We start from the raw sequence: 13,924 nt of genomic DNA, 5'->3' as shown, positions 1-13,924 counted from the left end.
CGATTGTTCTCTTGCGTACGACACGTGAATCGACAAAGGAGTCCGATCTTGTCCAGGAACAACCAGGCGCGTCGTGTTTCCGTATTCGACACCACGTTGCGCGACGGCGAACAGGCTCCGGGCAATGCCATGAGCCCGGACCAGAAGCTGGAAATCGCCCTGGCCATCGAATCCCTGGGCGTCGACGTCATCGAGACCGGCTTTCCCAGCTCGTCCAGGAGCGACTTCGAGGCGACGAAGCGGATCGCCGGGGCGGTCACCACGGCCCGTATCGCCACGCTCAACCGCGCCGTGCGCGAGGACGTCCGCCTCGCGGTGGAGGCGGGAGGCCGGGAGAACCACCATGTGCAGATCATGGCGACCGGCAGCGAGACCCATCTCACATACAAACGGGGCATAAGTCAGGCCGAAGCGCAGGCGGAGGTCATCGACGCCATCCGCTACGGGAAGGCGCTCGGAGCCCAGCACATCACGCTCGGTATCGAGGACGCGTCCCGCGGATCGGATGCCCTGCTGCGTCCGCTGATCGAGGCGTCCATCGAGGCCGGTGCCGACTGTGTGGCGCTCGCCGACACCACCGGCTGCCTGATCCCCGAGGAGTACGGCGCGCAGGTCGGCAGGGTCCGCGGCTGGATAGGCGCTGACATCACGCTCGGCGTCCACTGCCACGAGGACCTCGGGCTCTCGCTCGCCAACGCGCTGGCCGGAGTCCGCGCGGGCGCGGACGAGGTGCAGGCCACCGTCGCCGGCATCGGCGAGCGCGCGGGAAACACCGCGCTGGAGGAACTGCTCGCCGTCCTCACCTACAAGGGCGAGGAGCTCGGCGTCTTCACCACGGCCACCACCAAGGGCCTCTACGAGGTGTACGAACTGCTGTGCTGGACCATCGGTCTGCAGCCGGTCCGCAACAAGGCCATATTCGGGGTGAACGCCTTCGCCACCCAGGCAGGCATCCACCAGGCGGGCATGCTGCGCGACCCGATCACCTACGAGTACGTACAGCCGGCCGACTTCGGCCGGGAACGGGCCATCCTCGTCGGCCGGCACTCGGGACGGACGGTGCTGCGCCATCTCCTCGAAGAGCTCAAGGTCGAGGCGGACGACGTCTTCGTCGACTCGGTGTACGAGACGTACGTCGAGAACCGGACGAACGGTGAGTGCATCACCCTCGACGAACTCCGGGTGATCCTCGCCGGGGAGCGGGCGACGGAGGTCGTGGCATGACCGGGCGGCCCAGGACGCTGATCGAGAAGGTCTGGGACAGCAAGGTGGTGCAGTCCGCCCCCGGCGAGCCCGACCTGCTGTACATCGACCTTCATCTCATCCACGAGGCCAGCTCGCCGCAGGCCTTCGACGGGCTGCGGACGGCCGGGCGCAAGGTCCGGCGCCCGGACCTGACGCTGGCCCTGGAGGATCACAACGTCCCCACCAACTCGCTGATCATCTCGGACACGCTGGGCAGGAAGCAGGTCGAGCAGCTCCGCGAGAACTGCGCCGAGTCGGGCGTCCGGCTGTTCCGCTTCGGCGATCGCCAGCAGGGCATCGTGCACGTCGTCGGACCGCAGTACGGCTTCGTGCAGCCCGGTATGTCGGTGGTCTGCGGGGACAGCCACACCTCGACGCACGGCGCCTTCGGCGCGCTGGCGTTCGGCGTCGGCACCAGCGACGTGGAGCACGTGCTCGCCGCCCAGACGCTGCCGCTCACCCGGCCGAAGACCATGGCGGTCGAGTTCACCGGCGAACTGCCGCCGGACGTCGGCGCCAAGGACCTGATCCTCGCCCTCATCGCCCGCATCGGCGCCAACGGCGCGCACGGCCACATCATCGAGTACCGGGGCGCACCACTGGCCCAGCTGTCGATGGAGGGCCGGATGACCATGTGCAACATGAGCATCGAGGCGGGTGCGCGAGCGGGGATGATCGCGCCCGACGAGACCACCTTCGCGTACCTGGAAGGGCTGCCCGCCTCGCCCAGCGGCGAGCTGTGGGAGAAGGCCGTCGCCCACTGGAGAACCCTCCGCACCGACCCCGGTGCGCGGTTCGACCGCACGGTCACGCTCGATGTCACGCAGCTCTCGCCGTTCGTCACGTGGGGTACCAACCCCGGTCAGGCAGTGGCTCTGAAGGACACGGTGCCGGAGCCGGACGACTTCGCCGACCCGGTGCAGCGGGCAGCCGCCGAACGGGCCCTGGACTACATGGGGCTGGTACCCGGGATCCGGATGGACACCGTCGAGATCGACACGGTGTTCATCGGCTCCTGCACCAACGGCCGTATGGAGGACATGCGCGCGGCGGCCGAGGTGCTGCGCGGCCGGAAGGTCGCGGACGGCGTGGAGATGCTCGTCGTCCCCGGCTCGATGGACGTCCGCCGGCAGGCCGAAGAGGAAGGGCTGCACGAGGTGTTCACCGCGGCCGGCGCCCAGTGGCGGCTCTCCGGCTGCTCGATGTGCCTCGGCATGAACGCGGACCGCCTGATCGGCGCCAAGCGCTGCGCGTCGACCTCCAACCGTAACTACGAGGGGCGCCAGGGCGCGCAGGCGCGCACGCATCTCGTCTCCCCGGAGGTCGCGGCGGCCACCGCCGTGGCCGGCCGGTTGACCGCGCCGAGCAGTCTCCCCCGCCGCACCGAAGCTGGAGCCTCCCAGACATGGAACCGCTGACCCTGCACACCGGCCGGGGCATCTCGCTGCGGCGCAACGACGTGGACACCGACCAGATCATCCCCGCCGAGTTCTGCAAGCGGCTCACCAAGAGCGGCTTCGAGGACACGCTCTTCGCCAAGTGGCGTGAGGAGCCCGCGTTCCCCCTCAACGATCCCCTGCGCCAGGACGCCACCGTGCTGGTGGCGGCGCACAACTTCGGCACGGGAAGCTCGCGCGAGCACGCGGTGTGGGCGCTGCGGGACTGGGGATTCTCGGTCGTCGTGGCGAGCAGCTTCGGAGACATCTTCCGGCGGAACGCCTTCAAGAACGGCCTGCTGGCCGTTCAGCTGGACGAAGAGGTCGTCTCCGGCCTCGCCTCGGCCGTGGAAGCGGACCCGGACTTCGAGATCGTCGTCGATCTGGAGGCCTGCGAGCTGCGTGCCGCCGGGCGCGGCCACTCCTTCGAGGTGGATCCCCGCGCCCGGTGGCTGCTGCTCAACGGGTACGACGACATCGCGGTGACCCTCGGCCGCGCCGAGGCCATCTCCGCCTACGAGGCGAGCCGGCCGCCCTGGCTGCCTCGGACCGACACCGTCGCCCTGTGAGTACCGGGTCGCGCGACCGCAGAGCCAAGGAGAGAATGTGACCACGATCGCTGTCATCCCGGGCGACGGGATCGGTCCAGAGGTTGTCGAGCAAGCGCTGGACACCGTGGAGGCGCTGGGCCTCGACCTTGATTTCGAACGCTTCGACCACGTCAACGCGGAGACGTTCCTGTCGGAGGGCACCGCGCTCAGCGACGCCGACTTCGACCGTATCCGAAAGACGGACGGTGTCCTGCTGGGTGCGGTCGGCGATGCCCGGCTGACCCATACCGACTATGCGCGCAGCGTGCTGCTGCGACTGCGCTTCGATCTCGACCTGTACGTGAACTACCGGCCGGCGAAGCTGCTCAACGACCGGCTCAGTCCCCTGCGCGACGAAACCAGACGGGCCATCGACTGCGTGGTCGTACGGGAGAACACCGAGGGGCTGTACGCCGGTGTGGGCGGGGTGCTGCGCCCGGAGACCCCCTACGAGATGACGATGGACGCGGAGATCAACACCCATCACGGGGTCTCGCGGATCATCGACTACGCGTTCTCCATCGCCCGCCGTTCCGTGTGCATGGTCGACAAGTCGAACGCGGTGCGGTTCGGCGGCCGGTTGTGGCAGCGGCACTGGCGGGAAGCAGCCGACCGGCATCCTCACCTCGAGACGTCCCACCTCTACGTGGACGCGGCCGTGATGAAGCTGGTCGAGGACCCGACCCGCTACGACGTGATCGTCGCCAACAACTCGCACGGCGACATCCTCAGCGACCTCACCTCGCAACTGGCAGGCGGCCTCGGCACCTCCATATCGGCCAACATCAACGGGGACACCGGCTTCGGGCTGTACGAGCCGGTTCACGGGACGGCGCCGGACATCGCGGGGCAAGGTGTGGCCAATCCGATCGGCGCGATCCTCAGCGCCGCGCTGATGCTGGAGCGCCTTGGCCATGCGGAACAGGCCGGGGCCGTGCGACGGGCGGTCGACGAGGTGATCGAGGCCGGCCGGACGACCCCGGACCTCGGAGGAACCCTCGGCACCCGGGACGTGGGCGCGGCGATCCGGGCGGCCCTGTGAGCACGGTCGAGGCCGCGAGGCAGGGACTCGTCTCCGCACGGCTGTCAAGGTTCCCGCGCGGTCGGCTGTTCGGGCTGCTGGCCGAGGGTGCCAAGTACTCCGCGATCGATCTGGCGGTGGGCACTCCGGCAGCGCCGGAGACGGCCCCCGAGCTGATCGAGGCCGCCTGCCGGGCACTGCGCGGCGGGACCAATCAGTACGGGCTGCCGCATGGAGATCCGCGGCTCCGGCAAGCGATCGCGGCACGTGCGGGAGGAGATCCGGAGACCGGGATCACGGTCACCGCCGGCGCCACGGAGGCACTCGCCGTGGCGATGCTGACCCTGGTGGACGCGGGCGACGAGGTGATCCTCTTCGATCCCGGCTACGAGAACTTCCTCAGCGCGGTGGCGATGGCCGGCGCCGTACCTCGGTACGTCCCCGTCGCCGCGCCGCACTGGCGAGCAGACCCCGCCGACCTGGCTGCCGCCTTCGGGCCGCGAACCCGCGCGATCGTGATCAACAGCCCGGGCAATCCGACCGGTCACATCATGAGCAGAGAAGAGCTGCGGCAGATCGCCGAGTTGTGCGAGCGGTGGGACGTGGCTCTGATCGCCGACGAGGTCTATGCCGATTTCGTCTTCGACGGGAGGAGCCACCTGTCGGCCGCCGCCCTGCCCGAACTCGCCGAGCGCACCGTGGTGATCCGCAGTCTCTCCAAGAGCCATGCCGTCAGCGGATGGCGCCTGGGGTACCTGAAGGCTCCCGCGCGGCTGACCCCAGCCCTGCGCGAGGTGCACGTGGCCGTCGCGGGAATGGCGGCCACGCCCCTCCAGCAGGCCGTGGCGGTGGCGGCGGCCGAACCGGGGTTCTGGGCACTGCGCGACGATCTGGCCGTCCAGCGTGACATCGCCCTGTCCGCCCTGCGTGAGATGGGCGCACACTGCGCCGCTCCCGAGGGCGGTTGCTATGTCATGGCGGACATCAGCCCGCTGACCTCCGAGGACTGCGAGGAGTTCGCCTTCCGTACGGCCCGGGAGGCGGGCGTTCTCCTGACGCCCGGGAAGTACTTCTTCTCCGGCGCGGGGGAGAGGGGTGACCACCTGGTCCGCCTGGCCTTCAACCGGTCCGTGTCGACCATGGAGGAGGCGCGCGGTCGCCTCGCCGCATACGTGCCGTGAGACCGGGGAACCGTTCCGGCTCCCCGGCCGGAGGGCGTCCCTCTCACTTCTCCCAGGCGCTGAGGCGGGCGGCGACCCGTTCGGGGGTGGGCTGTTCGAGCATTCCGCGGATGCCTCCGTCGATGAGGAAGACGACCCGGTCCGCGGACGCGGCCGCCACCGGATCGTGGGTGACGATGACCACGGTCCGGCCGTCCACGTCGACGAGATCCCGCAGCAGCCGCATGACCTGCCGGCCGCTCGCTCGGTCGAGAGAGCCGGTCGGTTCATCGGCGTAGACGATCTCCGGCTCCCCGATGAGCGTCCTGGCGATGGCGACCCGCTGCTGCTGCCCTCCGGAGAGCTGTGCGGGTCGATGGCCCGCCCGGTCCTCCAGACCGACGCGGCGCAGCGCCTCCTCGACGGCGGAGCGGCTGACCCGGAGGCCGCGCAGCCGCAGCGGCAGTGCGACGTTCTCGTACGCCGTGAGCATGGGCAGCAGGTTGAACTGCTGGAAGACGAACCCGATCCGGCTGCGTCGGATCTGCGTCAGCGCGTTCTCGTCGCATTCCGCCAGGTCGGTGGCGCCCAGGTACACCTGCCCGCTGTCGGGCCGGTCGAGTCCGGCGGCGCAGTGGAGCAGGGTCGTCTTGCCCGACCCCGAGGGGCCCATCACCGCGGTCATGGCGCGCTCGGGAAAGCCCAGGGTCACGTCGTTCAGGACGGGATCCCGGCCCGGTGTGCCCGGGTAGCTCTTGGTGACGGAGGCCAGCTGGACGGCGGGGAGGTGGATGTCGGTGAGCAGAGACATGTCGGCCACTCGGTCCTTCCTGGAGTCGCCGGGAGCAGGAGGCTTCCCGGTCCGGGTCTACGGTTCTGTCGGAGAGGACGGAGCCGTCGGGGTGTGGTGGCCTTCGCCCGCCGAGGGCGTCCGTGCGGGGAGGCTCCCGTCGGAGCCGAGCAGGCTCACCAGATGGGCGGCCGAGGCATCCCATGTCCACTGCTTCTCGGCCCACCGGCGGGCGGCCGTGCCCATCGCGCGGCGGTCGGGGGACCGCAGGAGCGTCACGACGGCCCGGGCCACGTCCTGGACGCTCCGGCCGTCGACCACGTGCCCGGTCTCGCCGTCGACGACGGTGTCCGGCGCGCCGCCCGAATCGCCCACCACCACGGGCAGCCCGCTCGCCGCGGCCTCCAGGAAGACGATGCCGAGCCCTTCGGCCTCCAGACCCGCCTTCCGGGTGCGGCACGGCATGGCGAAGACGTCGGCGGCCGCGTAGTAGGGAACCGTCTGCGTGTGCTCCTTGCCGCCGGCGAACACCACCGAGCCCTCCGGGCAGGTCCGCGCGAGTCGGCGCAGCCGCTGTTCGTCCGGGCCGGAGCCGACCAGGAGGAGGACCGCCTCGGGGACGCTCCGCTGGATGACGGGCAGCGCGCGGATGAGCGTGTCCTGTCCCTTGCGGGCCACCAGCCTGGACACACACAGCACGACCTTCCGGCCGCTCAGGCCGTACCGGTCGCGCGCCTCGTCGGGGTCGGGGGCGGGGCGGAACACGTCCGTGTCGACTCCGGGCACGAGACGGCTCAGCCGGGCTTTGGGGCCGAGCGCGGGCGCGATCCGGGAACGCGTGTAGGGGCCGAGATACGTCACCACGTCGACGCTGTTGCCGATACGCCTCAGGACCTGGCGGGCTCCGGGGCTGCGGGCCCACCAGATCTCATGGCCGTGGGTGGTGGCGACGATGCGGCGGATGCCCCCGCGGCGTAGCGCCGGTGCCATCGCGGCGAGCGGGGCGGCCGCACCGAACCAGACCTGATCGCAGCCGTGTTCGCGCGCGATCCGCAGGGCTCGCGCCGTGACGCGGCGGGTCGGGAGCAGGGTCCTGGCGGCGTCGCGGACGACCGGGAAGGGCAGGGTGGCGTCGTACTCCGCGGCTCCGGGCTCGGACGAGGTGTAGACGACCACGTCGTTGCCGGGAATGCGTACGGCCATGGCATGCACGAAGGTCTCGATGCCGCCCTGCCGGGGCGGGAAGTCGTTGGTGACGATCAGAGTGGTGCCCATGGGATGCGTCGCTGCTTTCGTCGGGAGTCATGCGGTCACGGTGAACAGGTAGTTCCGGCAATCGGGGCTGATCTGTGAGGTGTTCGCCCAGCGGCCCCGGTGCCAGCGCCGCAGGCGGTAGCCGTAGTCCTGGAGGTGGCGGACGACGTCGGCGGGACGGGCTCCGTACCTGGCGAGGTGCCGGCTCTCGATCTCCAGCAGCAGCGCGGGGCGGAAGCGCCGCAGGGTCTCGTCGGCCCCGCGGAGGAGCCCCAGTTCGGCGCCTTCGATGTCGGCCTTCACGAACGCGACGTGGCGCATCCCGAGGGTGTGCGTGAGCTGGTCCAGGGTGTGGATGCGGGTACGGACCGGCCTGGACGTGCGGAACTCGACGTTGGGGCCCGGCCCGTGGGCATCCACGTCCAGGTAGGCGCGCCCGTGCACGGGCAGTCCGCGCCGGCGCGGGAGGCTGAGATGTCCGCGACCCGGCCGCGCACCGAGGGCTGTCCGGTGCACGGACACATTGCCGCAGCCCAGCGCGCCGGCGGCGAAGGTGAGCCAGCGGGCGGGACCGGGCAGCGGTTCCACACTGTGCACCTGCCCCGTACGGCCGACCAGGGAGGCCAGGGCCCAGGTGTAGAGGCCGTACTCGGCTCCGACGTCGACGCAGACGTCTCCTGGCCGGACGAGTGTGCGGAGCCCCGCGATCTCGTCCTCGATGAAGGGCGCCCGGGGCGCGGCCCACTCCAGTACCGCGGCCAGGCCGGCGGCGCGCCGGCCGGTGAGTGCCCGCTCTGCCGCAGGGCGGTGGGAGGTCACCTCCGGCCTCCTGCGGTGGGGGAGGCGATCACGGTGGCCGGCTCCGGGGAGCGGGCGGCGAGCACCGTTCGCACCGGCCGGGAGCGGGTCGCGCCGAACGCGGCGACGAGCCGGGGCCACACGGCCAGTACGGCCGGCAGGGCGAGGTAGCCGAAGCGGCCTGCCGGAGCGAGCAGGAAGGCCACGCACAGTCCGATCGCCAGGCGGTCGGCGGCGGACACCAGGCTGGTCGGCGGTCGCAGGAGAAGGGACGCCGCGACCGCGGCCCCTCCGCAGAGCAGCAGGCCCACCGCGGCGTACCAGCCGAGCGGACCGAGCTCGGCGAGGAGGTGCCCCGGCAGCGGACTGCCGGCCGGGGTCTCCACGTCGCCCGCGCCGGTGGGGAAGGCCAGGACCTGCTGGACCATGGGACCGGGTGACAGCAGCGCGCTCGGCAGGATCAGGGTGGCCGCGCCGAGGACCGCGATCGCGGCACAGGTGCGGGCGGCCCGCCGTCCGGCCAGGGCGGCCAGCAGCACCACGGCGACCGCGACGGCGGGCCAGGCGGTCCACTTGAGGGCGCACGCGGCGGCGAGTGCCAGGCCGGCCGCCGCGGGCCGGCGGCTCGCGGCCAGGGCGAGGGCGAGGGCGCACAGCCCGGTGAGGGGAAGGTCCACACCGCTGGTGCAGAGGGGGAGCGCCGCCACGGGCGAGGCGATCAGTACGGCCATGGCGGTCCGGTACGGGGCGTTCCGAGCACTGTCGGCGTCGGCCCGGCGGAGCGCTGCTCGGCCCGCCCACAGGCAGACCAGGAGTACCGCCGCGCACCACAGGCGGGCGTCGCCGAGCAGGCGCGGGACCCAGCCGTCGTCGCCCAGCAGCGCCCGCGGGAAGCCGAGGACGGCCATGCCCGGCAGGTAGGGGGTGTATTCGGTGACCGTCCGCGGGTCGGCCAGGTAGGGCGTGCCGTGCTGGAGCCAGAGGGCGCCGGAGCGCTCGATCACACCGACTTCGCTCTGCGCGGCCCCGGACAGGACCAGGTACAGGAAGGGGACCACGATCGCGCCCGTCAGCGCGAGGGAGAGGGAGACCACCCGTCCGCGCGGGCGGGACGACAGGCAGGCCGCGATCGCCGCTGCCGCGTACCCGACGGCAGCACTGGTTCCCCACACACGGTGCGTCTCCAGCGAGGAGAAGAGGGGAAAGACCGCGGCCCACAGGGCGGCGACCGTCCAGCCGCCGGCCCACACCGCGCGGCGATCGGGCCGGCGTATCGCGCCGGGCTGGACGCGCTTCAGGGGTAACCTCAGTTTGATCGGCACGTCATCCATTGCAGTCCAGCGGCGCAGTCGAATCACTGGACGCAGGTCGACAGTTGACGGTCGGGTTTTCCCCACCCCTACGCCAGGTCGCGGTTCACATGCAGGTCGGACATGGCGACGAGGATGCGGCGATCACCGTGGAAGGGCTCGCGGGCGTGGGTGGCGAGGAAGTTGTCGACGATCAGGACGTCGCCGCGTTGCCAGGGCAGTGAGACGGCCGCCTCCTGGTAGAGGTTTCCGATCAGCTCGACGGCTTCGTCCTCGATCGGTGTGCCGTCGCCGTAGAACGCGTTGCGCGGTACGCCCTCGGGGCCGTATGCGGCCAGGAGGTACTCGGCCACCTCGTCGGGGAGCGTGGAGATGTGCCACATGTGGGCGTGGTTGAACCACACCGTCTCGCCGGTGCGCGGATGGCGGGTGAGGGCCTGGCGGACGGCCCGGGTGCGCAGCCCGTCCCGGCCCACCCAGGTGAACTCGGTGTGCGAGGCCCGGCAGTACGCCTCCACCTCGGCCCGGTCGGTGGTCTGGAAGACGGTCTGCCAGGGGATGTCGAGTTCGGGGCTGTAGTTGCGGACGTAGCTCACCCCGTGTCGCTCGAACCGCTTTCGCAGCTGGGCGGGGATCCTCGGCAGGACCGCGCGCTCACTGGCCACGGGGGTGGCGCCGCCCGTACGTGACGGCCGGTCACCGTAGAAGTAGAGCCTGCTGGGCCAGTTGTGGGAGTACGACATCTCGTGGTGGAAGGCGATCCACTGGTCCTCGCTGAGCTCGGTCGAGGTGAAGACCTTGTCCGCGATCTCGGTGCGCGGCGCCGCCCGCTCCAGGTAGTCGAGCAGCTGGGGTGAGAAGGCGCGGGCCGCGGCTCCGAACTCCTCCGGGCTGCCGACCGCGAAGCCGCGGAGGAGCATGGCTCCGTGCCGGAGCAGTTCTTCGGCGAGCCGCGCCTGGTTGGCCCGGATCCAGTGATCCAGACGGAGCTCCGGTTCGGTGGCCTCGACGAGCAGGAGGAAGGGCTCCGGGTTCACTGCCTCGGCCACCACCCGCCCGGCGGTGAAGGCCGATCCGGTCGTCCGCGTGGTCATGCGCCCGCCTCCGCCCGGTGGGTGCCGATGGGATCGCACATGGCGGCGAGGATGCGGCGGGGGCCTTCGAAGGGCTCCCGGGCATGCGCGGTGATCATGTTCTCGACGAGCATGACGTCGCCCTGTTCCCAGTCGAACCCGGTGGTCTCGGCCGCGTAGGCGGCTCGCAGTTCGGCGAGGGTCTCGTCCTCGATGGGGGTTCCGTCACCGTAGTAGGTGTTGTACGGAACGTTCTCGTCGCCGAAGGCCGCGCGGAGCCCGGCGCTGACCTCTTCGGGCAGCGAGGTGACATGGAAGAACAGCGCGTGGTTGAACCAGGTCCGCTCCCCGGTGACCGGATGGCTGCGCAGCGCGGGCCGGCTCTGGCGGGTCCTCAGCTGGTCACCGTCGACCCACTCGGCCGTGATGCCGTTCGCCGCGCAGTACGCGGCGACCTCGTCCCGGCTCTCGGTCTGGAAGGTCTCCTGCCAGGACAGGCTGATGCCGGGTATGTAGTTGCGTACGTACTGCACGCCGAGCCGCTCGAACTTCTCGAGGGTCTCGGGCCGGAGCCGGGCCAGCACGCCGCGGGAGTCCGCGAGCGGGGTACGGCCGCCGCGGACGGCGGGGCGCTCGCAGCAGAAGACGATGCGCAGGGGCCAGTTGTCCGTGTAGGACTGCTCATTGTGCAGCAGGATGTGCTGGTCGGCGGGGTGTTCAGTGGAGGTGTAGATGCCCTCCTCGACCTCCGTGCGGGGCGAGGAGCGCTCGCCGTACTCCAGGACCTGGTCGGAGAGGGCGTCCATCACGGAGCGGAAGGCGTCGGAACCGGTCACGGGAAAGCCCCGGAACAGAACGGCTCCGGCCTGGCGGGCAAGGTCGTCGATCAGCGGTCCGTTCCCGCGGATCCAGGCGGCCAGGTCCGTTCCGGGTGCGTCCGCACGGACCAGCGCGGGCAGCGTGTGCCCGTCCCGCCACGGTGTCACGGTCGCGGAGGGAGCCCCGGCCGGTGCCTCGTTCAACTGGGTCATGAAGAAGTCTCCGGATCAACGGGAAGCTTGAGGGGAGCCGGACTCCCTCATCGTTGATCGAATGGCCATTCGGAGACAAGAAATTTCCCTGGAGGGAAAGACCGCAGGCCAGAGGTGTGTGGGGGTGTGCTACGCGGATTCGCCTCGCAGGTAGGCGAGCACGGCCAGCACCCGTCGATTGCCCTCGACGGGATCGAGGTCCAGCTTCATGAAGATGTTGCTGGCATGCTTCACGACGGCGGCTTCGGTGACCGTCAGCCGCTGGGCCATCGACTGGTTGTTGAGGCCCTCGGCCATGAGGGCGAGCACCTCTCGTTCCCGGGGCGTGAGCTTGTCCAGCGGTCGGCCCGCCGTCTGCTGCACGAGGAGCGTGCGCACCACTTCGGGGTCGATCACCGTGCCGCCGCCGGCGACCCGCCGGACGGCGTCGAGGAACTCCGAGACGTCCCCGACCCGGTCCTTGAGGAGATAGCCGAGCCCGACCGTGCCGGCGCCGCTCTGCCCGCTGCCGCTCAGCAGTTGGGTCGCGTAGGCGGTGGCCACGTACTGGGACAGGACCAGGACCGGCAGTCCCGGATGGCGGGTGCGCAGTTCCAGCGCGGCCTTGAGCCCTTCGTCCCGGAAACCGGGCGGCATCCGTACATCGGTGATCACGACGTCCGGACGGTCGTCGTCCACGGCGCGCACCAGCGCCTCCGGATCGCCGACGGCGGCCAGCACCTCGTGGCCGCTACGGGAAAGCAGTTCGACGAGTCCCGCACGGAGCAGGACGGCGTCGTCGGCGAGGACTACCCGGAGCACGGAACCTCCATCCGGACCTGTGTCGGTCCGCCCAGGGGACTGGAGACGACGAGTCTCCCCTTGAGGATCGCCACCCGGTCGGCCAGACCGGATAGGCCGGTTCCCCGCCGGGGGTCGGCTCCTCCTTGGCCGTCGTCGGTGACCAGCAGGATCAGCCGCCCGCCCTCGCGCCGGCCGACGACGGCGATCTTGGTGGCGGCGCTGTGCTTGGCCGCGTTGGTCAGGGCTTCGGTGATGGTGAAGTACGCCGTGGTCTCCACCAGTCCCGGTAGCCGGTCCTCGATGTCGATGTCGACGGTCACGGGGATCGGGCTGCGCAGGGCGACTTCGGACACCGCTGCCGCCAGTCCGTGGTCGGTCAGCACCTGCGGGTGGATTCCCCGTACCAGCGCGCGCAGCTGGTCGAGGGCCTGCCGGGCCTCTCCCCGGCCGCGCGCCATGAGCTGCGCGGCCGCGGTGTTGTCGCCGTCGAGCTCCATCTCGGCCAGCCCCAGGGTCATCGTGAGCGCCACCAGCTGCTGCTGGGCCCCGTCGTGCAGATCGCGCTCGATCCGGCGGCGCTCGGCCTCGAAGGCGTCGGCCAACCGAACCCGTGAGCGGGTGAGCTCGATGACGCGCTCCTTGTACTGCTCGTCACGCGGGGACAGCAGCAGCCGGGCGGTTCTCACCTGGGCACCGGTCACCAGCGCCGCCGCGTAGGCCGACAGCGCGAAGCCCGCGATGCCCGCGACGCAGTACGGAAGCGCGGCCAGGGGATGCGGGATGGCCTGCCCGGGGATGAGGTTGACGGTGCCCGGGGCGTTCAGCCAGACGATGAGCGGAGAGACCAGCAGGATCACGGACGACGCCAGGAGCACGGCGACGCCCAGACCGGCCCCGGAGAAGACGATCGCGAGGAGTGCGGTGTAGGCGAGCTCCCGCCAGGTGGCCCGCTCCGTCAGCCGGGCGCGCAGCCAGGTCCTGGTACTCACTCCCGACAGCGAACCGTGCGGGTCGGTCAGCCGCACCGGATCGACCATGTGCAGACGCCGGCGCTCCGCCCGTGCGACGGGCAGCCCCAGGAGAACGGCCCCGGTCAGGAGCAGAAGGCCCACGCCGATGACGCTGAGCAGCATACCGACGGAGACCAGGACGATCAGGGCGACCAGAATGCCCAGGCCGAACAGTGCGCCGCTGAGCAGGAATCCCCAGCTGCGAAGAGGCCAGCCGGAGAGCAGGAACCGCAGCGGACGTCGGCGCACGGCCTCCCAGACGGCGACAGGCCGTTCGTCCGGTAAGGAGGGCTCGGTGTGGGGCACTTCACCGTCCTCCCGCGGCTCCCCTGTCATCCGGATTCCCTCCTCGTACGGCCGAGCACGTTCGATCTTCAGCACTCTAGTCGGCGCTCCGCACGCTGTCGGTAGGGAAAACCCACC

Annotated in this window: 13 protein-coding genes; 5 read left to right on the top strand and 8 right to left on the bottom strand. The window is 70.8% G+C overall.

Features of this window, described 5'->3' with window-relative positions; translation table 11 throughout:
- Positions 1 to 48: 48 nt before the first annotated feature.
- Genes BKD26_RS24575 through BKD26_RS24555 form a run of 5 tightly spaced genes read left to right on the top strand, consistent with a single transcriptional unit; the run spans position 49 to position 5,473 of the window.
- The gene (locus BKD26_RS24575) at positions 49 to 1,224 is read left to right on the top strand and encodes a pyruvate carboxyltransferase (RefSeq protein ID WP_084902094.1); all 1,176 of its coding nucleotides are present in this window, start codon (positions 49 to 51) and stop codon (positions 1,222 to 1,224) included.
- Positions 1,221 to 2,663 (top strand): 3-isopropylmalate dehydratase large subunit, encoded by a 1,443-nt coding sequence (gene leuC / locus BKD26_RS24570; protein ID WP_084902091.1) that lies wholly within the window; start codon positions 1,221 to 1,223, stop codon positions 2,661 to 2,663. The genes BKD26_RS24575 and leuC overlap by 4 nt, the downstream gene beginning before the upstream one ends.
- On the top strand, positions 2,651 to 3,250 hold the full coding sequence (gene leuD, locus BKD26_RS24565) for a 3-isopropylmalate dehydratase small subunit (protein WP_084902088.1): 600 nt from the start codon (positions 2,651 to 2,653) through the stop codon (positions 3,248 to 3,250). Before leuC ends, leuD begins: the two co-directional genes overlap by 13 nt.
- A gap of 37 nt (positions 3,251 to 3,287) precedes the next feature.
- Positions 3,288 to 4,313 (top strand): isocitrate/isopropylmalate family dehydrogenase, encoded by a 1,026-nt coding sequence (locus BKD26_RS24560; RefSeq protein WP_084902086.1) that lies wholly within the window; start codon positions 3,288 to 3,290, stop codon positions 4,311 to 4,313.
- Positions 4,310 to 5,473: a pyridoxal phosphate-dependent aminotransferase gene (locus BKD26_RS24555; protein WP_084902083.1), complete on the top strand. Its 1,164-nt coding sequence runs from the start codon at positions 4,310 to 4,312 to the stop codon at positions 5,471 to 5,473. Before BKD26_RS24560 ends, BKD26_RS24555 begins: the two co-directional genes overlap by 4 nt.
- A gap of 43 nt (positions 5,474 to 5,516) precedes the next feature.
- On the opposite strand, the gene BKD26_RS24550 is transcribed toward BKD26_RS24555, so the two are convergent.
- The 8 genes from BKD26_RS24550 to BKD26_RS24515 all read right to left on the bottom strand — a co-directional run bounded on the left by BKD26_RS24550 (position 5,517) and on the right by BKD26_RS24515 (position 13,837).
- A complete protein-coding gene (locus tag BKD26_RS24550) occupies positions 5,517 to 6,263 on the bottom strand; it encodes an ABC transporter ATP-binding protein (protein WP_084902162.1) in 747 nt (248 codons plus the stop codon).
- Positions 6,264 to 6,320: 57 nt separating this feature from the next.
- Positions 6,321 to 7,517: a glycosyltransferase family 4 protein gene (locus BKD26_RS24545; protein WP_084902080.1), complete on the bottom strand. Its 1,197-nt coding sequence runs from the start codon at positions 7,515 to 7,517 to the stop codon at positions 6,321 to 6,323.
- Positions 7,518 to 7,544: 27 nt separating this feature from the next.
- Complete coding sequence (locus tag BKD26_RS24540) at positions 7,545 to 8,315, bottom strand: FkbM family methyltransferase (protein ID WP_241518809.1); 771 nt, start codon at positions 8,313 to 8,315, stop codon at positions 7,545 to 7,547.
- On the bottom strand, positions 8,312 to 9,616 hold the full coding sequence (locus BKD26_RS24535; protein ID WP_241518808.1) for a glycosyltransferase 87 family protein: 1,305 nt from the start codon (positions 9,614 to 9,616) through the stop codon (positions 8,312 to 8,314). Before BKD26_RS24535 ends, BKD26_RS24540 begins: the two co-directional genes overlap by 4 nt.
- Positions 9,617 to 9,693: 77 nt before the next feature.
- Entirely contained in the window at positions 9,694 to 10,698 is a 1,005-nt protein-coding gene (locus BKD26_RS24530) for a TauD/TfdA family dioxygenase (protein WP_084902075.1), read from the bottom strand.
- Positions 10,695 to 11,708, bottom strand: coding sequence for a TauD/TfdA family dioxygenase (locus BKD26_RS24525; protein ID WP_084902072.1), 1,014 nt, complete (start codon positions 11,706 to 11,708; stop codon positions 10,695 to 10,697). The genes BKD26_RS24530 and BKD26_RS24525 overlap by 4 nt, the downstream gene beginning before the upstream one ends.
- Before the next feature lie 129 nt (positions 11,709 to 11,837).
- The gene (locus BKD26_RS24520) at positions 11,838 to 12,509 is read right to left on the bottom strand and encodes a response regulator transcription factor (protein ID WP_084902070.1); all 672 of its coding nucleotides are present in this window, start codon (positions 12,507 to 12,509) and stop codon (positions 11,838 to 11,840) included.
- Complete coding sequence (locus BKD26_RS24515) at positions 12,497 to 13,837, bottom strand: sensor histidine kinase (protein ID WP_084902157.1); 1,341 nt, start codon at positions 13,835 to 13,837, stop codon at positions 12,497 to 12,499. The genes BKD26_RS24520 and BKD26_RS24515 overlap by 13 nt, the downstream gene beginning before the upstream one ends.
- Positions 13,838 to 13,924: the final 87 nt, after the last annotated feature.

The organism is Streptomyces sp. CB03238, assembly GCF_002099185.1.
Lineage (GTDB): Bacteria > Actinomycetota > Actinomycetes > Streptomycetales > Streptomycetaceae > Streptomyces.
The sequence above is the reverse complement of the archived record's forward strand: the minus strand, read 5'-3'. Positions and strand labels throughout refer to the sequence as shown.